This window comes from Streptosporangium sp. NBC_01810 (assembly GCF_035917355.1).
Classification (GTDB): domain Bacteria; phylum Actinomycetota; class Actinomycetes; order Streptosporangiales; family Streptosporangiaceae; genus Streptosporangium.
This window is the reverse complement of record NZ_CP109070.1, coordinates 5,792,809-5,818,646: the sequence shown is the minus strand read 5'-3', so window position 1 is coordinate 5,818,646 and position 25,838 is coordinate 5,792,809. Positions and strand designations below refer to the sequence as shown.

The 25,838-nt window shown below is 69.9% G+C and carries 26 protein-coding genes; 15 read left to right on the top strand and 11 right to left on the bottom strand.

The window, feature by feature from the left end; all coding sequences use genetic code 11:
• Positions 1 to 8 precede the first annotated feature (8 nt).
• The 5 genes from OIE13_RS25685 to OIE13_RS25665 form a co-directional block, all read right to left on the bottom strand.
• The gene (locus OIE13_RS25685) at positions 9 to 941 is read right to left on the bottom strand and encodes a pyridoxamine 5'-phosphate oxidase family protein (RefSeq protein ID WP_326635752.1); all 933 of its coding nucleotides are present in this window, start codon (positions 939 to 941) and stop codon (positions 9 to 11) included.
• A gap of 6 nt (positions 942 to 947) precedes the next feature.
• Positions 948 to 1,391 carry a VOC family protein gene (locus tag OIE13_RS25680; protein WP_326828837.1) on the bottom strand — a complete coding sequence of 148 codons (444 nt, stop codon included), beginning with the start codon at positions 1,389 to 1,391 and terminating at the stop codon, positions 948 to 950.
• A 433-nt stretch (positions 1,392 to 1,824) separates the two neighbouring features.
• Entirely contained in the window at positions 1,825 to 2,400 is a 576-nt protein-coding gene (locus tag OIE13_RS25675; RefSeq protein ID WP_326635754.1) for a CGNR zinc finger domain-containing protein, read from the bottom strand.
• Positions 2,401 to 2,609: 209 nt separating this feature from the next.
• A complete protein-coding gene (locus OIE13_RS25670) occupies positions 2,610 to 2,816 on the bottom strand; it encodes a hypothetical protein (RefSeq protein ID WP_326635755.1) in 207 nt (68 codons plus the stop codon).
• Positions 2,806 to 4,476: a PspC domain-containing protein gene (locus OIE13_RS25665; protein WP_326635756.1), complete on the bottom strand. Its 1,671-nt coding sequence runs from the start codon at positions 4,474 to 4,476 to the stop codon at positions 2,806 to 2,808. Before OIE13_RS25665 ends, OIE13_RS25670 begins: the two co-directional genes overlap by 11 nt.
• Before the next feature lie 142 nt (positions 4,477 to 4,618).
• Here OIE13_RS25665 and OIE13_RS25660 point away from each other — a divergent pair, with 142 nt between their 5' ends.
• The 5 genes from OIE13_RS25660 (at position 4,619) to OIE13_RS25640 (ending at position 9,774) form a co-directional block, all read left to right on the top strand.
• The gene (locus tag OIE13_RS25660; protein WP_326635758.1) at positions 4,619 to 5,833 is read left to right on the top strand and encodes an ATP-binding protein; all 1,215 of its coding nucleotides are present in this window, start codon (positions 4,619 to 4,621) and stop codon (positions 5,831 to 5,833) included.
• A 175-nt stretch (positions 5,834 to 6,008) separates the two neighbouring features.
• Positions 6,009 to 6,647, top strand: coding sequence for a response regulator transcription factor (locus tag OIE13_RS25655; protein ID WP_326635760.1), 639 nt, complete (start codon positions 6,009 to 6,011; stop codon positions 6,645 to 6,647).
• Positions 6,648 to 6,711: 64 nt separating this feature from the next.
• Entirely contained in the window at positions 6,712 to 8,181 is a 1,470-nt protein-coding gene (locus OIE13_RS25650; RefSeq protein ID WP_326635762.1) for a glutamate--cysteine ligase, read from the top strand.
• Between the two features lie 220 nt (positions 8,182 to 8,401).
• Positions 8,402 to 8,680: a WhiB family transcriptional regulator gene (locus OIE13_RS25645; protein ID WP_326635764.1), complete on the top strand. Its 279-nt coding sequence runs from the start codon at positions 8,402 to 8,404 to the stop codon at positions 8,678 to 8,680.
• Positions 8,681 to 8,856: 176 nt separating this feature from the next.
• A complete protein-coding gene (locus OIE13_RS25640; protein ID WP_326635766.1) occupies positions 8,857 to 9,774 on the top strand; it encodes a CPBP family intramembrane glutamic endopeptidase in 918 nt (305 codons plus the stop codon).
• Here OIE13_RS25640 and OIE13_RS25635 read toward each other — a convergent pair.
• The gene (locus OIE13_RS25635; protein ID WP_326635767.1) at positions 9,738 to 10,457 is read right to left on the bottom strand and encodes a PIG-L deacetylase family protein; all 720 of its coding nucleotides are present in this window, start codon (positions 10,455 to 10,457) and stop codon (positions 9,738 to 9,740) included. The two genes, OIE13_RS25640 and OIE13_RS25635, sit on opposite strands and share 37 nt — an antisense overlap.
• Positions 10,458 to 10,575: 118 nt before the next feature.
• Between OIE13_RS25635 and pcrA the strand changes: the two genes are divergently transcribed.
• A complete protein-coding gene (gene pcrA / locus OIE13_RS25630; RefSeq protein ID WP_442811502.1) occupies positions 10,576 to 12,837 on the top strand; it encodes a DNA helicase PcrA in 2,262 nt (753 codons plus the stop codon).
• 182 nt (positions 12,838 to 13,019) lie between these two features.
• Here pcrA and OIE13_RS25625 read toward each other — a convergent pair whose 3' ends face one another.
• The 3 genes from OIE13_RS25625 to OIE13_RS25615 form a co-directional block, all read right to left on the bottom strand.
• Positions 13,020 to 13,982, bottom strand: a complete 963-nt coding sequence (locus OIE13_RS25625; RefSeq protein WP_326635769.1) for a hypothetical protein — start codon at positions 13,980 to 13,982, stop codon at positions 13,020 to 13,022.
• A gap of 207 nt (positions 13,983 to 14,189) precedes the next feature.
• Positions 14,190 to 15,080 (bottom strand): hypothetical protein, encoded by an 891-nt coding sequence (locus OIE13_RS25620; protein ID WP_326635771.1) that lies wholly within the window; start codon positions 15,078 to 15,080, stop codon positions 14,190 to 14,192.
• Positions 15,081 to 15,304: 224 nt separating this feature from the next.
• On the bottom strand, positions 15,305 to 15,430 hold the full coding sequence (locus OIE13_RS25615) for a hypothetical protein (RefSeq protein WP_326635773.1): 126 nt from the start codon (positions 15,428 to 15,430) through the stop codon (positions 15,305 to 15,307).
• A 4-nt stretch (positions 15,431 to 15,434) separates the two neighbouring features.
• Here OIE13_RS25615 and OIE13_RS25610 point away from each other — a divergent pair, with 4 nt between their 5' ends.
• From OIE13_RS25610 to OIE13_RS25590, 5 genes are all read left to right on the top strand, one after another.
• A complete protein-coding gene (locus OIE13_RS25610) occupies positions 15,435 to 15,605 on the top strand; it encodes a hypothetical protein (protein ID WP_326635775.1) in 171 nt (56 codons plus the stop codon).
• Positions 15,606 to 15,755: 150 nt separating this feature from the next.
• Complete coding sequence (locus OIE13_RS25605) at positions 15,756 to 16,163, top strand: cobalamin B12-binding domain-containing protein (RefSeq protein WP_326635776.1); 408 nt, start codon at positions 15,756 to 15,758, stop codon at positions 16,161 to 16,163.
• A 210-nt stretch (positions 16,164 to 16,373) separates the two neighbouring features.
• Entirely contained in the window at positions 16,374 to 17,555 is a 1,182-nt protein-coding gene (gene sucC / locus OIE13_RS25600; RefSeq protein WP_326635777.1) for an ADP-forming succinate--CoA ligase subunit beta, read from the top strand.
• Positions 17,555 to 18,430, top strand: coding sequence for a succinate--CoA ligase subunit alpha (gene sucD / locus OIE13_RS25595; protein ID WP_326635779.1), 876 nt, complete (start codon positions 17,555 to 17,557; stop codon positions 18,428 to 18,430). The genes sucC and sucD overlap by 1 nt, the downstream gene beginning before the upstream one ends.
• Before the next feature lie 378 nt (positions 18,431 to 18,808).
• Positions 18,809 to 20,470: a cell division protein PerM gene (locus OIE13_RS25590; protein ID WP_326635781.1), complete on the top strand. Its 1,662-nt coding sequence runs from the start codon at positions 18,809 to 18,811 to the stop codon at positions 20,468 to 20,470.
• Between the two features lie 244 nt (positions 20,471 to 20,714).
• Here OIE13_RS25590 and OIE13_RS25585 read toward each other — a convergent pair whose 3' ends face one another.
• The gene (locus tag OIE13_RS25585) at positions 20,715 to 21,125 is read right to left on the bottom strand and encodes a hypothetical protein (RefSeq protein WP_326635783.1); all 411 of its coding nucleotides are present in this window, start codon (positions 21,123 to 21,125) and stop codon (positions 20,715 to 20,717) included.
• 79 nt (positions 21,126 to 21,204) lie between these two features.
• Here OIE13_RS25585 and purN point away from each other — a divergent pair, with 79 nt between their 5' ends.
• From purN to OIE13_RS25565, 4 genes are all read left to right on the top strand, one after another.
• Complete coding sequence (purN, locus tag OIE13_RS25580) at positions 21,205 to 21,825, top strand: phosphoribosylglycinamide formyltransferase (RefSeq protein WP_326635785.1); 621 nt, start codon at positions 21,205 to 21,207, stop codon at positions 21,823 to 21,825.
• A 46-nt stretch (positions 21,826 to 21,871) separates the two neighbouring features.
• The gene (purH, locus tag OIE13_RS25575; RefSeq protein ID WP_326635787.1) at positions 21,872 to 23,416 is read left to right on the top strand and encodes a bifunctional phosphoribosylaminoimidazolecarboxamide formyltransferase/IMP cyclohydrolase; all 1,545 of its coding nucleotides are present in this window, start codon (positions 21,872 to 21,874) and stop codon (positions 23,414 to 23,416) included.
• A gap of 162 nt (positions 23,417 to 23,578) precedes the next feature.
• Positions 23,579 to 23,761, top strand: coding sequence for a hypothetical protein (locus tag OIE13_RS25570; protein ID WP_326635788.1), 183 nt, complete (start codon positions 23,579 to 23,581; stop codon positions 23,759 to 23,761).
• A gap of 13 nt (positions 23,762 to 23,774) precedes the next feature.
• Positions 23,775 to 24,635: a bifunctional methylenetetrahydrofolate dehydrogenase/methenyltetrahydrofolate cyclohydrolase gene (locus OIE13_RS25565; RefSeq protein ID WP_326635790.1), complete on the top strand. Its 861-nt coding sequence runs from the start codon at positions 23,775 to 23,777 to the stop codon at positions 24,633 to 24,635.
• A 374-nt stretch (positions 24,636 to 25,009) separates the two neighbouring features.
• Here OIE13_RS25565 and OIE13_RS25560 read toward each other — a convergent pair whose 3' ends face one another.
• On the bottom strand, positions 25,010 to 25,663 hold the full coding sequence (locus OIE13_RS25560; protein WP_326635791.1) for an FHA domain-containing protein: 654 nt from the start codon (positions 25,661 to 25,663) through the stop codon (positions 25,010 to 25,012).
• Positions 25,664 to 25,838: the final 175 nt, after the last annotated feature.

Here is a 25,838-nt window from a genome sequence, read left to right as displayed (position 1 = left end):
GACCCTCGTCACGGCCCCTCTCCCCGACCGGGGCCTGCCGTGAGGCCGAAGCCCGCCGTGAGGGCGGCATGCGCCGGTGGGTTGTGCCGGGAGTACTCCCCGAGCCGCCAGCGGAGCGGGCCGGCTCCCTGTACGCGGATGATCCGGTCCAGCTCGAACCCGACCAGCCGCTGGGCCCCCGGGACGCCGCCCGGATCCCAGTCGACGCGGGCACGCCCGGTCAGGTGCAGGGCGTCGCCGTTCTCCCAGTCGAGGAAGAGCAGGCCGCAGCGTTCGTCCAGTTCCAGGTTCCCGAGCGTCATGTACATCGAGTTGCCGACGTAGTCCGGCCAGACCAGCCGCCGGTCGCCCATCACCCGGACGAACCCCGGGTTGCCGCCCCGGTGCGACAGATCGGCGCCGAGGCCGGGGGCCGAGGTGGCGATGAAGAACGTGTCGGCGCCTTCGATCCACGCGCGGTCGCCGTCGCCGAACGCGGTCGCCGAGGAGGAGCCGGTGGCGGGCCCGGTGACCTCCGCGACGACGTCCCGCGCCTGGATGTACTTGGGGCAGTTGGCGTACGTCTGCTCGGTGCGGACGACCAATCGCCCGCCGTCCCGCAGGACCGTGCCGTTGACCCGCATCCTGCGCCTGCTCCACGGCTCGATCGCGAGCATCCCGATCTCGCCCTCGTCCAGCCCCGCCAGCGGGTCGTGCCCACCCGGCACCGCCTTGATCACCACGGTCCGCTCGTCCACGGCCTCGGCGAACCCCTCGGGACCGGTCAGGGCCGTCGCCCACGGGAGCCCGTTCCGCCCCAGGGCTCCGATCAGCAGCATCCGCTGTCGCCCCAGGAACTCGGCCGCCACCGCCGGGACCTCCGGCCGGGCCCTGGCCGAACCCAGTGCCACCGCGCGGACCCCGGCCTTGTGCTGCACGGCGAGCTCTCCGGCGTGCTTCATGATCGCCTAGAAGAAGCCGCAGGTGGGGGCGGTGGCCACTGGAACCGGGGAGCCTTCGGCGCCGGTGGGCGCGTAGATCTCCAGCCGGATTCCGTCCGGGTCCTCGAAGAACACGCCTCCCGAGGACGCGCCCTCGCCGTGCGCCACCACGCCGTCGTGGTGGATGGTGGCGCCGACCGCCCTGATCGCCTCCTCGGCCCTGCGGACCGTCTCGATGTCGGGAACCTGGAAGGACAGGTGGTGCAGGCCGGGCAGTCCGGTGGCGAAGCGGCCGTCGCTCTGCTGCCAGAGGGTGAGCACCAGCTCGCCGTCGCGGCCGAGGAAGGTGTACCGGCGATCCGCCTCGCCGGACTCGGCGAGGACCTCGAAGCCGAAGATCTTCGAGTAGAAGTCCGTGGACCTGTCGAGGTCGGAGACGTTGAGGCCGACATGGCCGGTCTGGAAGGTCATCTGATCTCTCCCTCACGTTTTCTAACGGCTGGATCCGTTAGGTTCGCTGCTCACAATCTAACGCGAAATGGATATTTGTCACGTTAGAAATATGTGGCATAAATCACTATTGATTAGCTGGGGGCGGGCCTGGATGAGAGGGGCAGCCGAGGTGGAACCCGCCGGATGGGTGCACGGCAGGCGTGGCGCGGGACCACACGGGACCACACGGGACCACGCCGCCAGGCGCGAAGACGGGTGCGAAGGCAGGCGTGGAGACGGATGTGAAGGCAGAGGTGAAGACGGGTGCGAAGGCAGGCGTGGAGACGGATGTGAAGGCAGAGGTGAAGACGGGTGCGAAGGCAGGCGTGGAGACGGGCGTGGAGACGGATGTGAAGGCAGGTGTCGCCGGATGCGGAGACGGGAGAGGTGAGGCCGCCCGGTACCGGGCGGGTCAGCCGTCCCGGTGCTGGCGGTAGTGGCGGGCGGCGCGGGCCCGGTTGCCGCAGCCGACCGAGCACCACTCCTGCCGGGCGTGCTCCTTGACGAAATAGAGCACGCAGCGAGGGGCGGGGCAGACGCGGATCTGCTCGCGCCGTGGTCCGGCCAGCAGTTCGATCACCGACGTCGCGAGGACCGCCCGGATCCGTTCGGACTCCGTGGCCCCGACACCCGGGACCGTCCCTGCCCGGGGGGCCTCTCCGGCGGGCCACTCCAATCGCGGGGCCGACGGCACGGCCAGCGCCACGGCGTTGACCAGGTCGAGCGACTCGGCGAAGTCCGGGAGCCGGTGCGCGTCCGCGTCGCTCGCGGCGCCCGGCGCCACGGCCCTGGCGAAGAGCGCCCGCACGGCCTGCCGCAGCTCGACCACCTCGCGCCGCAAGCCCTCAGAGGCGGTGAAGTCCGGGCCGATGCCCAGCTCGGCGGCGTGTGCCCGGGCCCACGCGGTCATGCCCTCGACGTCGGCGAGCAGGTCCGTCAGACCGGTCCGCGTTGCGCGGACGGTACTGACGAACTCCAGGGCCGACATGCTTCGAGCCTAATGCCCGATCTGACCCTTTGCCGTGAGGTCCGGACCGTCCTGATCTCCACGCGTACCGTATCTCCGCCCCGCGGTGACGGACCTGGGCCAACGTGGGTGTGCACCGGCCCCGCTCACCGCGCACGCGACATCGTCGCAGGCCGGCGACTACGCGAGATCCAGCCGTTCCGGGTAGGGGTCGCGTGCGGAGTGCGGGGCTAGCGCCGGATGACCTTGGCGAGGATGGCGACCAGGCCCGCCAGGCCCAGGCCGCCCACCAGGACCGTGAGCATGCCCAGCGGCTGGACGGACGGCCGGATGATGAAGACGATCCCGGCCGCGATGAACAACATGCCGCTGAGCAGGGCCATCCAGTCGGTGCGATGCACGCTCCGGGGCTCGGGCCGGTCGTGGTCAGGCAGCACGGCGCACCTCCACGTCCCCGATGCCCGCCTTGACGTTCAGCACGATGGTCGCCACGTCGCCCTTGGGGGCCACCTCGGGCTCCAGGATTTTGTCGTGCCGGATGTCGGCACCCCCCTCCACCGTGTGGTCGATCTTGACGTCGCCGAACCTGGTGCGGCCCTTCACCTCGATCCTGGCCGTCGCCGGCAGGATCACGCTGATCTCGCCGACCGAGACCGAGATGTCCACAACGGTTCGCGAGCCCGGCGGCAGGACCAGCTCGCTCAGGTCCAGCACGCCCTCGCCCACGCCCACCGAGTAGCTGCGGGCCATCTCGGACAGGGAGGTGGGCTCCCAGTGGTAGTTGCCGTACCTCTTCGGCACACCGCCCAGCATGGGCCCCGCGACCAGGGCGATCGACAGAACGGTGCCGGTCGCGACCAGCCCCGCTCCCCGGCCGAACCAGGCGGCGACCAGCAGTCCGACGCCGACGACGACGAGCGCCGCGCCGCCCGCGACCGTCATGTTGACCTGTCCTGAAGCGGACTGGATCGCCACAGTGATCCCTCCAACGATCATGGCCAGGAAGATGGTGACGACCCCGACGAGCGATCTGGGCCGTCGCGGTCTGGGGGGCCTCATCGCCGTCGCGCCGTGCCCGGACGGGGCGTAAGGGGTGTAGGGGGAGTACGGCTGCTGCCGCCTCCGGGGGTCAAGCGGCCGGTAGGGGCCGTACGGCGAGAAAGGCTCACCGGAGGAGTCGAACGACGGTCTCGCGGTGCGGTACGGATCCGGTGGGATGTCTCCGGGTGGCGGGGCAGGACGGGCAGGTGAGTCCGGGACAGCCCCGGCGAAGGTCTCGGAGGCGCTCTCGGGACCGGCTTGGGGACTGGATTGGGGACCGGCCTCGGAACCTGGGCCGGGCGGCGTGCCCGGGGCTGACCCGGCACGGGCCTCCGGGGCGGGGGCGGGGGCGGGGGACGGCCGCTCCGGCGCGGACCACGGCCCGGCCTCCGCGGCGGGCGCGTACCGCTCCGTGACCGTCTCGCCGCCCGGGCGGGTGGCGTACGCCCCGAGGCCCGAGGCCGGCGGCGCGGTGGTGCGGGAGGCCGGATCCTGCTCCCCGACGGGACGCCGGACGGCGGCGGTGCCCGGCCCGTGGGCGAACGGGCCCGGCCACTGGTCCGCCGGGCGCGGTGCGCGGCGCCTGCGCAGCCGGTCGGGCAGCGACCTGGCCACGGCCAGCAGGTCCACCCCGCGGGAGTGGGCGGCGAGCAGGGCGATGGCGAACACCGTGCCGACCACGACCGTGGCGGTGCCGACGCCGTCCGAGGAGACATTGACGACCAGCCCGAGGGCGAACAGGCCTGTCAGCAGGGTCAGGACCGTCTCGCTGTCGAAGTCGCGCCGACTCCACTGCTCCACGTAGCCGGGGCCGCCGTTGGTCTCGCGCATCAGCAGGAACGCCGCGATGTAGAGCATGATGCCGATTCCCGAGCCGAGCACCAGCACCGCGAAACCTACCCGCAACAGCACCGGGTCGATTCCGGCGTACCGCCCCAGACCCGCGCAGACGCCGGTCAGCATGCGCCCCTCGTCGCTGCGCCGCAGGCAGCGATCCTCCGCGGGGGAGCCGGGCGGTGAGCCGGGCGTGGCGCTCGCCGGATCGGTGTCGTTCATGTATCCATGGTGGCCTTTCCCCGGCTCGTGCCGCATCCGGGACACCCCTGAGTCGTCCCGGAGGGGAAACACCTCTCTCAGGGTCGCTTCAGGGGAACGCCTGATGTGCTGGCAGGGTGGTTCGTGTGACGATGCTGACGATATGGCTGACCGAACGACAATTCATGACACGGCGCCCGTGACCTCCGAGGATGCGCCTCTCCCTCGCCTGATGAGGCCGGTGGAGGGGCGGCTGGTGGCCGGGGTGGCCCATGGGGCCGCCGCCCAGCTCCGGCTCGACCCGGTCGTGCTGCGGCTGGCCTTCGTGCTGCTCACCGTCCTGGACGGGTTCGGAGCCGTGGCGTACGCCGCCCTGTGGATGTTCACCCCGCGCGAACCGTACGAGGGCAAGGAACCCGCCAGGGACTGGAGCCAGCTCGCCGCGTACACCGCGATCGGGCTGGCGCTGCTGGCCCTGGGCTGGCTCACCGGAACCTCGGGGGCCGGGATCGGGGCCTGGCCGATCGCCGTGGGCGGCATCGGCTCGCTGATCCTGTGGCAGCAGGCGGATCCGGACCGGCGGCAGCGCTGGATGACCACCACCGTCGGACAGGTTCGCCGGAACCGGGTCCGCACCGTCGCCGGGCTGGTGCTCGTCATGGTCGGCGCGATCGGTTTTCTGGTGGCCAACGACGAACTGGTCGAGGCCCGTTCCGGCATCATGTTCACGCTGGTGGTCGTGGGCGGTGTCGCGCTGATCGTGGCCCCCTGGCTGGCGGCCCTGTGGAAGGAACTGCAGCGCGAGCGCCGCGAGCGCATCCGGCAGGAGGAGCGCGCCGAGGTGGCCGCCCACGTGCACGACTCGGTGCTGCACACGCTGACGCTCATCCAGCGCAACGCCTCCGACTCGCGCGAGGTGATGAGGCTCGCCCGATCCCAGGAGCGGGAGCTGCGCAACTGGCTTTACCAACCACAGCAGGACGCCGACGCGTCGATGGCCGCGGCCGTGCGGCGGGTGGCGGCCGAGGAGGAGGACGCGCACGGGGTGCCGATCGAGGTCGTCTGCGTGGGCGACTGCCCGCTGACCCCCGAGCTGTCCGCGATGGTGCAGGCCGCGAGGCAGGCGATGGTCAACGCCGCGAAATACTCCGGGTCCGAGGTCATCTCCGTCTACGCCGAGGCGGAACCCGAAGAGGTCACCATCTTCGTCAGGGATCGAGGGGTCGGGTTCGACATGGAGGACGTGCCCGAGGATCGTATGGGTATCCGCCAGTCGATCGTCGGCAGGATGGAGCGCCACGGGGGCAGCGCCCGGGTGCGGACCGAGCCCGGCGAGGGCACGGAAGTGATGCTGACCATGAAGCTGGAGAAGGTGTGAGTAGCGAGCGAGTCACGACACAGCGAGCCGGGGTCCCGTCGCCGGGATCACAGCGAGCCGGGGTCCCGTCTCCGGGATCACAGCGAGCCGGGGTCCCGTCTCCGGGATCACGGCGAGCCGTGGACCGGGCCGTGAGGCGCGAGGGTACGCAGACGCGACCGGCGAGGGGAGCCCGATGAGCGCGGTGAAGGTCCTGATCGTCGACGACCACCGGCTGTTCCGCTCCGGTGTCCGGGCCGAGCTGGGCGACTCCATCGAGGTGATCGGGGAGGCCGAGGACGTGGAGTCCGCGGTCAGGGCGATCACCGAGCTGGGGCCCGACGTGGTCCTCCTCGATGTGCACATGCCCGGTGGCGGTGGCCAGGAGGTCTTGCGCCGGGTCCTCGGCTCAGGCTCCACGGTCCGCTTCCTCGCGCTGTCGGTCTCCGACGCGGCGGAGGACGTCATCGGCGTGATCCGGGGCGGTGCCCGGGGTTATGTGACCAAGAACATCAGCGGGCGCGAGCTCACCGACGCCATCCGCAGGGTGGCCGACGGCGACGCGGTCTTCTCTCCGAGGCTGGCCGGGTTCGTGCTGGACGCGTTCGCCTCCAGCGAGGCCCCGCCGATCGACCCCGAGCTCGACTCGCTGACCCAGCGCGAGCGCGAGGTTCTGCGGCTGATCGCCAGAGGGTACGCCTACAAGGAGATCGCCAAGGAGCTGTTCATCTCGGTGAAGACGGTGGAGACCCATGTCTCGTCCGTGCTGCGCAAACTCCAGCTCTCCAACCGCCACGAGCTCTCCCGCTGGGCCACGGCGCGGCGCCTGGTCTGATCGGCCGGTCTTCCGGACCGGCGGCTTCTGTACGAGTAGTGACTTGTGTGCGACTCTGCGAAGTATGGGACGCGACGTACCTGCGATGGTGTTCAGCCGCGAGGACCGGCGGCGCTACCGGGACAAGGTCCGCCAGTGCCTTGACGTCTTCGCGTGGATGCTCCACGAGTCCAGGTTCGAGTTCGATCGGCCCAGGGCCGGGCTGGAGATCGAGCTCAACCTCGTGGACGACCGCGGCGAGGCCACCATGAAGAACACCGAGGTGCTGGGGGCCATCGCCCAGCCCGACTGGGCCACCGAGCTCGGCCAGTTCAACGTGGAGATCAACGTCCTGCCCGAGTCCTTGGCGGATGAGGGCGCGGCCCGGCTGGAGAAGGTGATCAGGGACCGCCTCAACCACGCAGAGGAACGGGCCCGCACCGTCGGCGGGCACATGATGATGGTCGGCATCCTGCCCACGCTGCGGGAGAGCGACGTCCACGAGGGCACCCTGTCGGCCAACCCGCGCTACAGGCTGCTCAACGAGCAGATCTTCGCGGCCAGGGGCGAGGACATGCACCTGTCGATCGAGGGGGAGGAGTCCCTCGACACCTACGCCGACAGCATCACCCCCGAGGCCGCCTGCACGAGCCTGCAGCTCCATCTCCAGGTCAGCCCGGAGGCGTTCGCCGCCAACTGGAACGCCGCCCAGGCCATCGCGGGCCCGCAGGTGGCCCTGGCGGCCAACTCGCCCTTCCTGTTCGGCCGCAGGCTATGGCAGGAGACCAGGATCCCGCTGTTCGAGCAGGCCACCGACACCCGCCCGGTGGAGCTGAAGATCCAGGGGGTGCGGCCCAGGGTGTGGTTCGGCGAGCGGTGGATCACCTCGGTCTTCGATCTCTTCGAGGAGAACACCCGCTACTTCCCCGCGCTGCTTCCCCTGTGCGACGAGGCCGACCCGCGTGAGGAGCTGGCGTGCGGGATCACCCCCCGGCTCGGCGAGCTGACCCTGCACAACGGCACCGTCTACCGGTGGAACCGGCCGGTCTACGCGGTGGTGGACGGCACCCCGCACCTGCGGGTGGAGAATCGGGTGCTGCCCGCGGGGCCCTCGGTGGCCGACGTCGTCGCCAACGCCGTGTTCTACTACGGGCTCATGCGGGTCCTCCCCTACACCGAGCGCCCGGTGTGGACGCGCATGTCGTTCGCCGCGGCCAGGGACAATCTGCGCGCCGCCGCCCAGTACGGCCTGGACGCCCGGCTCTTCTGGCCGGAACTCGGCGAGGTGACCGCCTCGGAGCTGATCCTGCGCCGCCTGCTGCCGCTCGCCTACGAGGGGCTCGACCAGTGGGGCGTGGCCCCCGAGGCCAGGGACCGGCTGCTGGGGATCGTCGAGCGGCGCTGCCTTACCGGCAGGACCGGGGCGAGCTGGCAGATAGACGCGGTGAACGCGCTCGGCCACCTCGAAAGGCACGAGGCGCTGCGCCGGATGACCCTGCGGTACATGGAGAACATGCACACCAACGAGCCGGTCCACAACTGGCCGTCACTCTGATCGCACCGACTCCTCATGATGAGGTCACCGGATCTCCCTGAGCGTGGAGCCCTCGGGCCCTGACCTCGGGGGAGGAGGCCGTCGACGACTCCGGGGGAGGAGGTCGTCGACGCGTTCTCCCCGGTACGTCGCGATGAGTACGTATGAATCCGTCGGGAGGTTGATGTCCCGACGCCGCGATCCACCTAGTCTGAGGGCCGAGCCATCAGGGGGTGATGCCATGCGGGTAATGGTCGAGGAGATCGGCTGGGCCGTGCGGGGTGCCTGCCGTACCAGCGATCCCGAGCTGTTCTTTCCGCTGACGCAGTCGGCCGAGCACGAGGCGCGGGCGAAGGCGGTCTGCGAGCGGTGTCCGGTTCTCCAGGAGTGCCGGGCATACGCGGTCCGGGCGGCCGAGCCCGAGGGGATCTGGGGCGGCCTGACCGCGCGGGAACGCCGCGGCCTGCGCTTCCCCGCAGGCTGGCGCCAGACCGCCACGGACCGGGCCCCGGTCGCGTAGCCTCGAACCGGATTCGAGAGGATCTCCGCGGTCCGAGGTCCCCGGCGAGGCCCGGCACGCCGGGCGTGGACGGTTGCGTCCACGGAGGTGGTGTACGAGTTGATCTCCGCGGTTCACGATCCGCGGCGCGGCCCGGCACGCCGGGCGTGGAACCGACGTCCGAGGGGGCTGAAGGGGTGGAGCGGAAGCCGACGCGGGACGCCGGTGCCGGGTTTCGGCCGGGGGTTTCGGCGGGGGTGGTGGCGGTGCTGGTGGGGGCCAACGTGCTCAACAACCGCCTGGCACCGAGGCTGGCACCGCTGACCTCGGCCGTGGCCACCGGCGCGCTGCTCCTCCTGGCCCGCCGTTCCGGGATCTCCTGGTCCGAGCTGGGATTCCACGAACGCTCGCGGGGCCTGCGGATAGGTGGCGTGCTCGCCTCCGCCGTGGCGGGGGTCTACGCCGTGGGCGTCACGGTCCCGGTCACCCGTCGCTTCTTCCGCGACGAGCGCGCCCTGTCCCTGTCCCACGCCCGCGCGCTGGAGGAGGCACTGGTCCAGGTGCCGGTCGGCACCGTACTGCTGGAGGAGGTCGGCTTCCGCGGGGTGGTGCACGCCCTCGTTGCCCGCTCCCACGGTCACGGTACGGCGACCGCCGCCTCCTCGATCCTTTTCGGCCTCTGGCACGTCCTCCCCGCGGTGGACATGATGGCCGCCAACCCCGCCCTGAGCCGCCTGGCCTCCGGGGAGGCTCCCACCCGTGACTCCGGGGCGCCCGGCACCCCGGCGGGGGCGCCCGGATGGCAGGTGACGCGCGTCGTGGCCGGTTCCGTGGTCGCGACGGGCCTCGCCGGTGTGCTCTTCACCGAGCTGCGCAGGCGGGGCGGCCTGATGGCGCCGGCGATGTTCCACGTCGCGACCAACTCCCTGGGCTACCTGTTCGCCCGCTTGGCCCCGCCGGACCCGGCGGCGAGGGAGGATCCCGCCCCGCCTGCGACGCGGGCGGGCGGGCGGCGGTGGTGGCGAACGAAGGTCGACGGTGTTCAAGGGGAGCGGGGCCCTGGTGACCTCCTGGGAGGTCAGGCGGTGAAGACCCGCTGGAAGGCCTCGACGTAGCGGCCCTCGCCGAAGCCCGCCTCCGCGGCGGTCCGTGAGAAGCGATCCCGCAGGAAGTTCTCGAAGTCCTCCAGGTGACCGATCTGGCTGGCGTGGGCGCGCAGCGCGGCGAGCTTGCGGTCGAAGGTGTCGGTGATGTCCACGTAGTGGTCGGGTGTCGGGCCGCCGTTCAGCCAGACCTCGCGGACGGTCCATGCCTCAAGGCCCTCGTCGATCAGGAGCGAGGGGAAGGCATAGGGGTTGCGCGCGTCGGGGTAGACGGCGTCGAGGGCGCAGCCGCCGACCGCGCGGTGGTCGGGGTGGCTGGGGGCGATGAACCGGTGGTTGCGCTCGGGGCTGTGGGTGATCACCAGATCGGGCTTGACCTGGCGGATGACCTGGGCGATGTCACGCCGCAACTCCAGGCTCTGCGTCACCGTCCCGTCGTGGTAGCCGAGGTAGCGCACATCGGTCACGCCGACGGCCTTGGCGGCGTTGGACTGCTCGGTGCGGCGGAGCTCGGCCATGCCGCCGTTGTCCAGCTCGCGGTCGAAGCCGCCCGCGTCGCCGTCGGTGACCACGCAGTAGGTGACCTCGACGCCCCGGTCGGTGAATCGCGCGATCGAGCCCGCGGCACCGAAGTCGACGTCGTCGGGATGTGCGGCGACCGCGAGTACACGGTTGATCTCATCTTCGGACAGCATGGAACGCCCTTCCGTCTTTTCCGCGTACGCTCGATCGTCACAACCGCAGCGAAGCCCGCCCACATTCCTTTATGGCCGTTGGACCCGGTTGTCGGCCGGTCGTTCTAACCTAGGGGACGTGTCGATCCCAGCCTCCTCTCTGACCCACCCGTTGCTCGACGGGCTCAATCCTCAGCAGCGCGAGGCCGTCGTGCACCACGGCAGCCCCCTGCTCATCGTCGCGGGCGCGGGCTCCGGCAAGACCCGGGTGCTGACCCACCGCATCGCCTATCTGCTGGGTGAGCGGGGTGTGCAGCCGCAGGAGATCCTGGCGATCACCTTCACCAACAAGGCGGCGCGGGAGATGAAGGACCGGGTCGACAAGCTCATCGGCCCGCGTTCGGCGGCGATGTGGGTGATGACCTTCCACAGCGCGTGCGTGCGGATCCTGCGCCGCGAGGCCAAGCGCCTGGGCTTCCCCTCGGGCTTCTCCATCTACGACCAGGCCGACTCGCAGCGCCTGATGGCGATGGTCTGCCGCGAGATGGACCTCGATCCCAAGCGCTACCCGCCGAGGTCGTTCTCCGCCCAGGTCAGCAACTTCAAGAACGAGCTGATCGACTACGAGACGGCGGCGGCCCAGGCCTCCACACATCTGGAGCGCAAGCTCGCCGAGGCGTACCGCAACTACCAGCAGAAGCTCACCGAGGCCGGAGCGATGGACTTCGACGACCTCATCATGCTGACGGTGACGCTGTTCCAGATCTTCCCCGACGTGGCCGAGCACTATCGGCTCCGCTGGCGCCACATCATGGTCGACGAGTACCAGGACACCAACCACGCGCAGTACACCCTGATCCGCGAGCTGGCGGGCCGTCCCGAGCTGCGCACCGCCGACGGAGACCTGGTCAGGGAGGGTGGCGTCGCCCCGGCCGAGCTGTGTGTGGTGGGTGACGCCGACCAGTCGATCTACGCCTTCCGCGGCGCGACGATCCGCAACATCCTGGAGTTCGAGCGCGACTACCCGGAGGCCAGGACGATCCTGCTGGAGCAGAACTACCGCTCCACCCAGACGATCCTGTCCGCCGCCAACGCGGTGATCTCGCGCAACGAGAGCCGCAAGCCCAAGAACCTCTGGTCCGACCAGGGAGCCGGGGTGAAGATCATCGGCTATGTCGCGGACAACGAGCACGACGAGGCGATGTTCGTCGCCCAGGAGGTCGACAGGCTCACCGACCACGAAGACGTCGTACCAGGTCAGGTCGCCGTGTTCTACCGGACCAACGCCGCCTCCCGGGTGTTCGAGGAGATCTTCATCCGGACCGGCCTGCCGTACAAGGTGGTGGGCGGGGTGCGCTTCTACGAGCGTAAGGAGGTCCGCGACCTCCTGGCCTACCTGCGCTTCCTGTCCAACCCGAACGACGTGGTGTCGCTGCGCCGCATCCTCAACGTGCCCAAGCGCGGCATCGGCGAGCGGGCCGAGGCGATGGTCGAGGCGTTCGTGAGCAGGGAGCGGATCCCTTACTGGGAGGGGCTCCGCCGGGCGGACGACGCGCCGGGCATGGCCACCCGCTCGCTCAAGGCCATCGCCGAGTTCGTCGAGCTGATGGACGAGCTGATGGTGAAGGCAGACGACATGTCGCCCTCGCAGCTGGCCCAGGAGGTGCTGGCGAGCACCGGATACCGCCTGGAGCTCACCGCCTCCAACGACCCGCAGGACGAGAGCCGCCTGGAGAACCTGGACGAGATGATCTCGGTCGCCTCCGAGTTCGAGGAGGCCAACCCCGAGGGCACGCTGGTGGAGTTCCTGGAGCAGGTCTCCCTGGTCGCCGACGCCGACCAGATCCCTGCGGCCGACGGGGGCCAGGGCGTGGTGACGCTGATGACGCTGCACACGGCCAAGGGGCTGGAGTTCCCCGTGGTGTTCCTCACCGGCATGGAGGACGGGGTCTTCCCGCACATGCGCTCACTCGGCGAGCCGAAGGAGCTGGAGGAGGAGCGCCGACTGGCCTATGTCGGCATCACCCGCGCCGAGCAGCGCCTCTATGTCTCCCGGGCCGCCGTCCGCAGTTCCTGGGGCTCGCCCGCCTTCAACCCGGCCTCCCGGTTCGTCGCGGAGATCCCGGCCGAGCTGGTCGAGTGGCGCGGCACCTCGGAGAAGACCGCCTGGGGCGCTGCCACCCGCCGTGACTCCCGCCCCGCCCCGGCCAGGAAGTCCGACGGCAGGCAGATCCCCAACCTGACCCCCGGGGACCGGGTCACCCACGACAAGTTCGGCCTGGGCACCGTCGTGTCCGTGGACGGTGTCGCGGAGAAGACCAAGGCCAAGATCGATTTTGGTGGCGGGGTGGGGGAGAAGGTCCTGCTGCTGGCGTACGCGAAACAACTGGAGAAGCTCTGAGGTCCTGTGGGGCGCCCGGCGGCGACGGAGCGACCGGCCTCGTAGGAAGGGGCACGGTGGCGACGGAGCGGGACCGGCCTCGTAGGAAGGGGCACGGTGGCGACGGAGCGGGACCGGCCTCGTAGGAAGGGCACGGCGGCTGCCGCTCACCGTGCCCTTCCCATGCTCCTCGATCCCCCGGATCAGTTCGTGAGAAGTTCCCTGATGGGGTCCTCGGGCTGGTCTGCGCCAATGGTGAGCTCGTTGAAGTCGGCCACCTGGTCGGCGGGCGGCGCCTTGACGGTGACCTTGGTGCCCCAGCCCGTGTAGCGGGTGTCGTTGACGTAGGTCAGCTCGGTGCTGTTGAGGCCCTGGGTGGACTCGGTGTACGACGACACGACCCGGCGGACCAGCTGGTCGGAGCCGATGTAGATCTTCCAGGTCACCGGGAGGGCGGCGGACCTGCCGGTGGGCTTCCTGCCCAGCATCGCGCGTACCGAGGGGGAGACCTTGAAGAGCTCGCCCAGCGTGATCGTGCCCGAGTGGACGGTGGTCCGGGTGCCGTCCCAGGTCCCGCCGGGGCGCCTGGCGCCGGTGTGGGCCAGGGTCGCCTTCAGCGTTCCGGGCTCGACGGTGCTGATGATCTGCTGGACGGCGCTGACCAGGGAGAGCGAGTCGCCGCGGACGCGCAGCCACTTCTTGCCCTCGGGCATGGAGTCGGCGAAGAAACCGCCCGAGGTGTAGGAGACGCCCTTCAGTGAGATCGTCCGCGATGGGGTGAACAGGCCCTTGAACTCGCCGTCCTGCGTGGGCAGGTTGAACGTGGTGGTCAGGTCCGAGGCGACCAGACCCGGCCTGCCGAACTCCAGCACACCGTTGCGCCGGGTGAAGATCGTCCGATATTTTTTGCCCTCACCGACGATCTTCGTGTTCTCGGTGAGCTTCACGCCCCTGTGGGTTCTGAACTGGCGCTTCAGCGCCGAGACCGGGTCGGACTTCGCGGCCGGGTCGGTCTTCGCGGCCGGGTCGGTCTTCGCGGCCGGGTCGGTCTTCGCGGCCTGGGCGGTCTTCGTGGTCTGGGCGCTCGCCGGGGTGACGGTCACCAGCGTGGGAACCATCAGGGCCGCCACGGTGGCGCCGGTCAGGGCGGCGATCGTTCGCCTCATCGAGAGATCCTCCCGTATGTGTCCTCGCGTCGTCGCGGAGGGGGGAAAGAAGATTCTTCCCTATATGCCGAAATATTGGATCAAGAATCACCGGGCCCCGCGCGGCTGAGGGGAACCGGCGCCCGGTGGGCGAAGCGCGGCCGTGCCCGGCAGGTGCAGCCTGCCGGGCACGGCCGTCCGGTGCCGGGTGTGATCAGCGCGGAAGGATCACTTGACGGTCAGCAGCGGGATGGGCGTGTCGGCTTCGAAGCCCGCCTGCAGTTCCTTCACCGTGGCGACCTGGTCGGCCGGCGGGGCGTCGATCGTGACCTTCGAACCCCAGTTGGTGTAGCGGGTGTCGACGGTCCAGGCCGGCCCACTCGAGAACTGCGTGTACGAGGTCGCCAGTCTCGCGGGGAGCCGGTCGGCGTTTAGGAACAGCTTCCAGTTGATCGTGGTCTTGGCCTGTTCGCCGGAGAGCTTCCCCCCATCGTGTGACGCGCGGAACCACGGCGAGACCTTCTGTAGCTCACCGAAAGTGATCTTCCCGGCGTAGGCGATCGGCTTCTTGAGCGTGGCGTGCGCGAGGAGGGTCTTGAGGGTCGCGGGCTCGGCGACGTTGATGAGCTGGCCCATCGAGCCGGTCACGCCGAGCGTGTCCCCCGGGTACCCGAGCCAGGGCTTGTCCTGCGGCAGAAACTGGCCGAAGGCCCCGCCTGAGAGGTACGCCTTTTTCTTGACCCGGACAACTCGTTCGGGCTCGGCCAGTCCGGCGAGCAGCTTGCTGAACTTCTTCTGCTCCTCGGTTTCCTCGGTGCCGTCTTCTCCGGCGCTGAATGCGAAGGCACCCTCATCGAAACGCAGCTGGGTGGTGTGGTCCGACGCGCTGATCCCGGAGGTGCTGAACTGCAATTCACCCCTACGGTGGCCGGCAATCGTGTTCTTGGAGCTGCCCTGCGTCTTCAGGATGTCGACGTAGGTGACGCCATGGCCGTTTTTGAGCTGGCCCTTCAGCGCGGTGATCGGATCGGCGGCCTGTGCGTGCGCGGTCGATGCCAGCGCCGGAGCGCCGAGTACGGCCGTTGCGGCGCACGCCAGTCCGGCGATGTATCGCTTCAAAGGAAAATCCTCCTGACTGACCCCTCCGCCCCGTCGGGGAGGGGATTACACACTCTCGCTGCGCAAGATCACGAAAGGGTAGCGCATTTGGAGGATTGCCTTGAATTAAACGTGCATATTTCATGCAGAGACGTCTCCTCGGGCGTCGGAAGGCCGCCGGGCATGTCGGTGCGGATATTTTATCTCCGGCCAATCACGGACCGTCAGATTTGTTTTTTCGCGATTCAGCCGATCGGCAGGACCGTCGGCCCGGGGAAAACGGCGCCGACCCGGCCGGCGTCGGCGGTGTCCTCGGGAGGCGGCGGAACGAGGGTGACAGACGAGCCCCAGCCGGTGTAGCGGGTGTCCACGACCGTGCTCGTGTACCTCCCGGGATTGCCGCTGAGCGGCTGCCGCCAGGTGGTGCTCAGCCTGCGGACCAGGTTCGAGCGGTCCAGCCAGAGCCTGAAGCCGACCGGGATCCTGGCGCTCCTGCCCTTGGGTGGCCCGGCCGGCCTGTCGCGGAGCGAGGGGGAGGCATCCTAGAGCGCGCGCAGCGTCACGGCGCCGAACGTGCCCGAGCGCAGCTCCGAGGGGCTGAGAATCGCGGCGGCGGGAACGCTTCGGCGAGATGGAGGCCGGTTACGCTGCCGACAGAGTTCACGTTGCGAGGAGAGCGCGGATGGGGAGGTCTGGATGGACGCCGTGCCGAGGATCCGCGTCGTCATCGCCAAGCCGGGGCTGGACGGCCATGACCGGGGGGTGAAGATCGTGGCGAGGGCGCTGCGGGACGCCGGGATGGAGGTCGTCTACACGGGCCTGCACCAGACGCCGGAGCAGGTGGTGCGCACCGCGATCCAGGAGGACGCCGCGGCGATCGGGCTGTCCATCCTGTCCGGCGCGCACATGACGCTCTTCGCCAGGGTGCTGGAGTTGCTGGAGGAGAACGACGCGAGCGACATCGTGGTGTTCGGCGGCGGGATCATCCCCGAGGCCGACATGCCCGCGCTCCAGGAGATGGGCGTCGCGCGGATCTTCACCCCGGGGGCCACCACCCAGGAGATCGTCGACTGGGTGCGGAGTGCGATCCCCTCGCCGGCCTGACGGGGTCTGACCGGCCCGACGACAGGTGCCGGCAACGTCCGGTCATGGTGGCGAACAACATTCGGGATGCGTGATCTGGGACCCGGTTACCTGGCCATGCCATAAGGCGGGCTACGCTTCATTGGCGCAAAACCGCCGAGCTCCCCCTTGGATTGTGGAGCCGGCCCACTCACATCTATACACCAGCCGGACAAGCAAGGACGGACCCTCGTGGACCTGTTCGAACATCAGGCGAAGGAGCTCTTCGCGGAGTACGGCATCCCGGTGCCGCGCGGCATTGTCGCGCACACCGTGGAGGAGGCACGGGCGGCAGCCGAGCAGCTGACCGGCCGTGTCGTCGTCAAGGCCCAGGTCAAGACCGGTGGCCGAGGTAAGGCCGGCGGCGTGAAGGTGGCGGACGACGCCGCCGACGCCGCAGGCAAGGCCACCAACATCCTCGGCATGGACATCAAGGGCCACACGGTCCACAAGGTCCTGATCGAGGAGGCCAGCGCGATCGCGGAGGAGTACTACTTCTCCTTCCTGCTCGACCGCGCGAACCGCACGTTCCTCGCCATCTGCTCCGCCGCGGGCGGCATGGAGATCGAAGAGGTCGCGCACACCAATCCCGAGAAGGTCGCGCAGGTTCCGATCTCCCCTCTGGACGGTGTCGACCGGGCCAGGGCCCGCGAGATCGCCCAGGCAGGCGGCCTGCCGGAGGTGGCGCTCGACGGCGCCGCCGACCTCATCGAGAAGCTCTGGTGCGCCTTCGTCGACGAGGACGCCTCGCTCGTCGAGGTCAACCCGATGATCCTGTCCGCGGACGGTCAGGTGAAGGCCCTCGACGGCAAGGTCACCCTCGACGACAACGCGTCCTTCCGCCAGGCGGACCACGCGGCCTTCGAGGACAAGGCCGCCGAGGACCCGCTGGAGGCCGCGGCCAAGGCCAAGGACCTCAACTACGTCAAGCTCGACGGCTCTGTCGGCATCATCGGCAACGGCGCGGGTCTGGTCATGTCGACCCTGGATGTCGTCGCCTACGCGGGCGAGTCCTTCGTCGGCCGGCCCAAGCCCGCCAACTTCCTCGACATCGGCGGCGGCGCCTCGGCCGAGGTGATGGCGGCCGGCCTGGAGATCATCATCTCCGACCCCGCGGTGAAGTCGATCTTTGTCAACGTCTTCGGCGGCATCACCGCCTGTGACGAGGTCGCCAACGGCATCGTCTCGGCCTTCCAGCTGCTGGAGTCCCGCGGCGAGAGCGTGAGCCGCCCGCTGGTCGTCCGGCTGGACGGTAACAACGCCGAACTCGGGCGTCAGATTCTCTCCGACGCCAAGCTGTCCGGCGTCGAACTGGTGGACACCATGGACGATGCGGCCAAGCGTGCCGCCGAGCTCGCAGCGGTAGGTGCGTAATGGCCATCTGGCTGACCGAGAACAGCAAGATCATCGTTCAGGGCATGACCGGCGGTGAGGGTACCAAGCACACCCGCCGCATGCTCGCCTCCGGTGCCCGTGTCGTCGGCGGCGTCAACGCCCGCAAGGCCGGCACCGTCCACGAGGGCCTGCCCGTCTTCGGTACCGTCGCCGAGGCCATGAAGGAGACCGGCGCCGACGTGTCGGTCGTCTTCGTGCCCCCGGCGTTCACCAAGGACGCCGTCAAGGAGGCCATCGACGCCGAGATCCCGCTCTGCGTGGTCATCACCGAGGGTGTCCCGATCCACGACACCACCGAGTTCTGGGCCTACGCGATCGCCAAGGGCGGCAAGACCCGCATCATCGGGCCGAACTGCCCCGGCATCGCCTCGCCCGGCGCCTCCAACGCGGGCATCATCCCGGCCGACATCACCAGCGCAGGCCGCATCGGCCTGGTCTCGAAGTCGGGCACGCTGACCTACCAGCTCATGTACGAGCTGCGTGACATCGGTTTCTCCACCGCGGTGGGCATCGGTGGCGACCCGGTCATCGGCACCACCCACATCGACGCGCTGCAGGCGTTCCAGGACGACCCGGGCACCGACGCGATCGTGATGATCGGTGAGATCGGCGGCGACGCCGAGGAGCGCGCGGCCGCCTACATCGAGCAGCACGTCACCAAGCCGGTCGTCGCCTACGTGGCGGGCTTCACCGCCCCCGAGGGCAAGACCATGGGGCACGCGGGCGCGATCGTGTCCGGTTCGGCCGGTACCGCCCAGGGCAAGAAGGACGCCCTGGAGAAGGTCGGCGTTCGCGTCGGCAAGACCCCGAGCGAGACCGCCCGTCTGATGCGCGAGGTCATCGAGTCCCTCTAGCGAGGGTCCGGGACGCGAGTCCCGGGTGGGCGAACGCGGCACGGTGCCGCGCGATCCGGCGGCACTCCCGTCGCCGGCACCTCGCGCGGATTCCGCCACGTCGAGGCCGCGTCGAGTACGACCGAGGGCGCCCGGCATTCCGCCGGGCGCCCTTCGCCGTCCGGGGTCTCGGAGTACGGTCGTCCCGGATGTCACCGATGTCCTGCCGACTCCCCGTATCGGCACTGTCGGGACGGCGCGAGGAAGACCGAACGCGGTGTGCGGGGTCTCGGGGGCCGGTGTCGCCCGGATACCACAGGCCGCTTCTGTCACGCCGTCCGCGACACGCGGGGCGCGGAAGTCTCTTCCGCACCGAAGATCCTGAGACCATCGACTACTGTGACGGCCCTCTTCGATCAGCTCCGGACGGCTCCCCGTAACGTCCTCAGCCGTATCCCCCTGCCCGGCCTCACGGGTGACGACGACGACGTCCGCCGGCCGCTTCCCGTCTCCGGGATGCTCGCGGCCGCCTGGACGCTCGGCGTGGGGCTGGCGGTGCTCACCACGCTCACCCTGGTCGGCTGGATCGCCGCACCGCGCGGCGCGCTCGGCTCGGGACTGCCCGCGGTGTTCCGCACGGCCTCGCAGCTCTGGCTGGCCGCGCACCACGCGGGCTTCGCGATCCCCGGCGGCTCGGTGGGCCTGCTCCCGCTCGGACTGGCGGTCCTGCCCGCCTTCCTGCTCTACCGTGCCGGGATATGGATGGCCAGGGACGCGGACCTGCGGCTCCGGCTGCCCGCCCGGCTGCCCAAGAACACCCCCAGGCAGGTGTCCAACGCCCGCCGCAGGGCACAGCTGATCCTGATCGCCCAGGCGGGAATCTCACTGGCGGCACCGTACGCGTTGCTGGCCGGGATCATCGCGCTGGTCGCCAGGAACGAGATCACCCAGCCATTCCTCGGTGAAGTGCTGGTCAGCCACCTGGTGCTGGCCTTCATCGCGGGCTCCGTGGCCGTCGCCAGGACGATCGGGCCCTGGCGATCGATGCTGCGCCTGCTGCCCGAGCGGCTGCGCTCGGTGGTGGTCGGCACGTCCGCCGCACTGGTGATCATGCTTGTGGCGGGTGCCGTCATAGTTCTCGGGGCCGTCGCGGTCAACTTCGGGCAGGTCGGGGAGCTGTCGGGGGTCCTGTCGCCGGGGTTCGTCGGCGGTCTGCTGCTCCTGCTGATCCAGGGGCTCTACCTGCTCAACGCCGTCATCTGGGGCATGGCCTACATCGCGGGACCCGGTTTCGCGGTCGGCACCGGCACGCTGGTCGCGCCGACGGGCGTGCAACTGGGCACGGTGCCCAGCCTGCCGATCCTGGGCGCGCTGCCGGAGGCGGGCCCGACCCCCGTCTGGGTGATGGTCGTGATCGCGGTGCCTTTCCTGGCCGGGGCGGTGGCGGGCATCCTGGTCGTCCGGATCTCGCCCTCCCCCTCGTACGAGGGGGCACCGCTGTGGGGGTTCGTCTGCGGGCTGGCGACCGGGGCGGTGGCGGGTCTGCTGGCGGCGCTCTCCGGCGGCTCGCTCGGCGGCGCGAGGCTGTCCGAGGTGGGTCCGGCCGGGTGGGAGGTGATGCTCTCGGTGACGCTGGAGGTGGGTGTCGCGGCGGGGATCGCCGCCGGGCTGGCCAACTGGTGGCTGATCTTCCGGGGGCACAACGCGGCGGTCACCAAGGCGGCGGCCAGGGTCGGTACGGCCACCGCGCCGGTCCGCAAGGCCGGGGTCAAGATTGCCAAGGCCGCCGGCTCGGTGGCCAGCAAGGTCGGTTTCGCCGAGTCGGAGGAGCTCCGCAAGCTCCCCGGTTACTGGTTGGATGCCACGGAATGCGACACCCAGCCGATCCCGGTCATCAGGGACGACTGGGAGGACGAGCACGCCTCGGCCGCCGCGGAGAGCTCGCCGAAGGCCGGCCGTCCGGAGCCGCCGCGCCCGCCCCGGCGCGACATCGTCGACGAGACCGACGACAAGGGCGGCCATGTGATCTACGTTGACCCCTACGCCTGGGACCGCGACTGATACGCCTGGGGCCGTGACCGATACGCCTGGGACCGTGACCGATACGCCTGGGACCGCGACTGATACGCCTGGGGCCGTGACTGATACGCCTGGGGCCGTGACTGATACGCCTGGGACCGTGACCCCCTATGCCTGGGGGCGTGACCTACGCCTGGGGCCGTGGACTGAGCGCCGTCGCGGATCACGCGCCCGGCCGCCCCGCCCCAGGCGCCTCGATCAGGCCTGGTGAGCCCTCCTCATCCGCTCAGGGAGGGAAGGGGAACTGCAGCTGGCCGGGCTGGACGAAGGGCATCTTCTTCTCCATGGCCCGCTCAAGCCGCTCCACGCACTCGTTCTGCGCCGAGACGGTGCCCGCTCCCTTACCGCACTCGGTGTAGGTGGTCAGCTCGGCACCGAAGTAGAACTGCATGGCCGTCACCGAGGTCGACACCAGCAGAGCGCCGACCGACAGCACGACGCCCGCCACGGCGGTGCCGGCGGGTTTGGGGATGGAACGCAGTGTCCGGATGGCGCGAACTGAGGTGACAAGGGCGAAAATCGCCATGACGAGTCCCGCGAGGGGGAGTACCAACGTCATCACCACCGCGGTGACCGTGAGCCACAGCGCCCTTCGACCGGCGCTCTCGGTGGACCGCACCTGGACCGGTAGTGTCACCTGACCTCCTTGCATCGTTCGTGCGGACAGGCCGATACCCTTGCAGCGGCGTGAGTCCCCGTCCGAATGGAGTGCGTCGGTGTCATCCCAGGCCGTTCGGCTTGTGGTCCTCGTGTCCGGTTCTGGGACCAACCTACAGGCCCTTTTGGACGCTGTGGCAGACGAGACCTACGGTGCCGGCGTGGTGGCGGTGGGTGCCGATCGCGACGGTGTCGAAGGGCTGGCCCGCGCGCAGCGTGCGGGAGTGCCGACCTTCGTGGAGAGGGTGTCCGACCATCCCAGCCGTGAGGAGTGGGATCGGGCGTTCGCCGCCCGCATCGCGGAGTACCGGCCGGACCTCGTGGTCTGCGCGGGGTTCATGAAGATCCTCGGCAAGCCGACGCTGGAGGCGTTCCCGGTCCTCAACACCCATCCCGCTCTGCTGCCCTCGTTCCCGGGCGCGCACGGTGTCCGCGACGCGCTCTCGTACGGTGTGCGCGTCACCGGCTGCACCGTGATGCTCGCCGACGCGGGGGTCGACACCGGGCCGATCATCGCCCAGGAGGCCGTGCCCGTGCTGGACGGCGACGACGAGGCGGCACTGCACGAGCGCATCAAGTCCGTCGAGCGTCACCTGCTCGTGGACACCGTCGGCCGGATGGCCCGCGAGGGCTGGACCGTCACCGGCAGGACTGTTCGATTCGGACGACCCGGCGAATGAGCCGGGCGCCCCGGAGAAAACCGGAACCAACCAGGAGGAGCACGAAGTGACCCGCATCGCCATCCGGCGCGCGTTGATCGCGGTGTATGACAAGAGCGGGCTGGAGGAGTTGGCCCGTGGGCTCGACGCCGCGGGGGTGGAGATCGTCTCCACCGGGGGCACCGCCGCGAAGATCACCTCTTTCGGCGTCCCCGTCACTCCCGTCGAGTCGCTTACCGGCTTCCCCGAGTGCCTCGACGGCCGGGTCAAGACCCTGCACCCGCGCGTGCACGCCGGCCTGCTGGCCGACGGCGGCAACCCCTCCCACGTCAAGCAGCTCGAAGAGCTGGAGATCGAGCCGTTCGAGCTGGTGGTGGTCAACCTCTACCCGTTCCAGGAGACCGTGGCCTCCGGTGCCTCCGACGCCGAGTGCGTGGAGCAGATCGACATCGGCGGTCCCGCGATGATCCGGGCCGGGGCCAAGAACCACAGCACCGCCGCGGTCGTGGTCGACCCGGCCTCCTACGGCGACGTGCTCGCCGCGGTCGCCGAGGGCGGCTTCACCCTCACCGAGCGCCGCCGCCTGGCCGCCGCCGCGTACGCGCACACCGCCTCCTACGACACCGCGGTGGCCACCTGGTTCGCGGACGTCTACGCCGCGGAGGAGGGCGTGTGGCCGCGCTACCTGGGCGCGGCCTGGGAGCTCAAGTCGCCGCTGCGCTATGGCGAGAACCCGCACCAGGGCGCGGCCCTGTACTCGAGCGGGAAAGCCGGCCTGGCGGACGCCGAGCAGCTGCACGGCAAGGAGATGTCCTACAACAACTACCTGGACGCCGACGCCGCCTGGCGGGCGGCGTGGGACTTCGACGGGCCCGCCGTGGCGATCATCAAGCACCAGAACCCGTGCGGCATCGCGGTCGGCGCCGACGTCGCCGAGGCGCACCGCAAGGCACACGCCTGCGACCCCGTCTCCGCGTACGGCGGCGTGATCGCGGTCAACGCGGAGGTGACCGAGGAGCTGGCCCGCCAGATCGCCGAGGTGTTCACCGAGGTTGTGGTGGCTCCCTCCTACACGGCCGAGGCACTGGCGCAGCTCACCGGTAAGAAGAACATCCGGCTGCTGGCCTGCCCGCGGGGGCCGTCCAACCCGCTGGAGTTCCGCCGGATCGACGGCGGTCTGCTGGTGCAGAACGCCGACCGGGTCGACGCCCCGGGCGACGACCCGTCCACCTGGGAGCTGAAGGCGGGGGCCGCCGCCTCCGCCGAGGTCCTCGCGGATCTGGCCTTCGCCTGGCGGGCGTGCCGTTCGGTGAAGTCCAACGCGATCCTGCTGGCCGCGGACGGCGCGAGCGTGGGCGTCGGCATGGGCCAGGTCAACCGGGTCGACTCGGCGCGGCTCGCGGTCTCCCGGGCGGGCGAGCGCGTCCAGGGGGCCGTGGCGGCCTCCGACGCGTTCTTCCCCTTCGCCGACGGCCTGCAGATCCTCATCGACGCGGGAGTGAAGGCGGTCGTGGAGCCGGGCGGCTCGATCAGGGACGAGGAGGTCATCGCCGCGGCCGAGGCCGCGGGAGTGACCCTCTACTTCACCGGCACCCGTCACTTCTTCCACTGATCTCCCCTGTCGGCCGTCCTCTCCGTACGGCTGCCGCACAGGTGTGGCAGCCGTACACGGGAGATAGGAGAGTGGCCAATTAGACAGGATTACCTGGGTGAAAAAGGTTTGACCTGCGGTTAGTCTGAAGCGTCCCTTTCCTTCCTGCCGCGGAGACCCCTCATGCCACTGCTCGACCACGCCCTGCACGCCTTCGTGATCATGCAGGATTTCTGGGGCAGCCCACTGATGATGATCATCGTCGCGCTCGGCGCGGCCTACCTCGGCGGGCGGGCCATGGAGTGGATCCCCTTCACCCGCAGGATCATCGAGCGTAAGGAAGCGGAGCGCGGTTCGTCCTCGTGAGAGGGTTGGCATCATGAGTGCGCGTATTCTCGACGGCAAGGCCACGGCGGCAAAGATCAAGGCAGACCTCACGGCGCGGGTGACCGCGCTGCGGGAGCGGGGCATCGTCCCCGGACTCGGCACGGTTCTGGTGGGAGACGACCCGGGCAGCCAGATCTACGTCGCGGGCAAGCACCGCGACTGCGCGGAGGTCGGCATCTCCTCCATCCGCAGGGACCTGCCGGAGAACGCCACCCAGGCCGAGGTCGAGACGGTCATCGACGAGCTCAACGCCTCCAACGAGTGCACCGGCTACATCGTCCAGCTTCCGCTGCCCCGTCACCTCGACACGCAGGCGCTGATCGAGCGGATGGACCCGGCGAAGGACGCCGACGGCCTCCACCCGGCCAACCTGGGTCGTCTGGTCCACATGGTCGACGCGCCGCTGCCCTGCACGCCGTACGGCATCGTCGTGCTCCTGCAGGAGTACGGGGTGCCGCTCAAGGGGGCGGAGGTCGTCGTGGTCGGCCGCGGCATCACCGTGGGCCGCTCGCTCGGCCTGCTGCTGACCCGCCGCTCGGAGAACGCCACGGTCACCCTCTGCCACACCGGCACCTCGGACCTGGCGGCCCACACCCGGCGCGCCGACATCGTCGTCGCCGCGGCCGGGGTGCCACATCTGATCACCGCGGACATGGTGAAACCAGGTGCCGCCGTGCTCGACGTCGGTGTCTCCCGGGTCGACGGGAAGATCGCCGGTGACGTCGCCCCCGGCGTCGGAGACGTCGCGGGCTTCCTCACCCCCAACCCCGGCGGTGTGGGCCCGATGACCCGGGCCATGCTGCTCACCAACGTGGTCGAGGCCGCGGAGAGGCGCGCTCGCGAGCGGGGCTGACCCCGCCGGCAGGCCGGCCCCGCGTGCGGGCCGATCTCACAGAGCCGATCTCACAGAGCCGATCTCACAGAGCCGATCTCACAGAGCCGATCTCACAGAGCCGATCTCACAGAGCCGATCTCACAGAGCCGATCTCACAGAGCCGATCTCACAGAGCCGATCTCACAGAGCCGATCTCACAGAGCCGATCTCACAGAGCCGATCTCACAGAGCCGATCTCACAGAGCCGGTCTGGCGGGGTCGATCCAACAGGGCCGATCTAACAGGGCCGATCCAACAGGGCCGGCTTCGCGGGGCAGACCGATCTCACCGAGCAAGCCGGTCCCTGGGGAGGGACCGGCTCCTCGGGTGGTTCGGTCTCCCGGGCGGCCCGACTACGACGCCCTGCGGTTCGCGGCGGTGGCCGCCGTCTGGGACTCCGCGGCGCCGGTCGCGCGCTGCGGCGGCACCACGGGGGTGGGCCTCACCAGCCCCAGGGCGACGACCTCGTTCGCCAGCCTGGTGCGCCGGTTGGTCCCCTCCGGGATCCGGAACTTCTGGTAGAGACGCAGAAGGTGCTGCTTGACAGCCGCCTCCGTCACCACCAGGTCGTCGGCGATCTCCCTGGCCGTGGCCGGTGCGACGAACGCCTCGTCCGACAGCGCCGGACGGCAGAGCGATGTCAGGACGTCCACCTCCCGCCTGGTCAGCTCCGGTGCCGCGGCGCGGCGGAGCTCGACCTCCGGGGCGAAGTCCTCGCGCGGCACCCCGCCGATCCTGCCTCGTGCCGCGCCGAAGGACACCACGTCACCGTCATCAAGCACCCTCCGGGCGATCGGCCGGCCGTTGACCCGGGTGCCGTTGCGGGACAGGCCCAGGTCAACGACATACAGGTAGGGGCCGCGCCGGACGAATTCCGCGTGTAGCCGGGACACACTCGGATCGGTCAGCCGGATGTCCACTCCACGGCCACGTCCGATCGTCGTGATCTCGGGGCGCAACGGGACCACCTCGCCGGTGTCCTCGATGCGTATGAACGGCCCCTCCACGGCAGTTCCTCCCCAGGTAGCCCGCCGTAACTATTCCTACAGCTCCGGCTTACCCAAACGAGGTGATGGGGAATCGCCTTTGCCAGAAAGAGAATCATTCCTGAAATTGGCCTGGACCTCTTGGGAGGGTTTCCGCTGCTCACAGGTAGACTTCGGGCACAGATAAGCGGAGGAA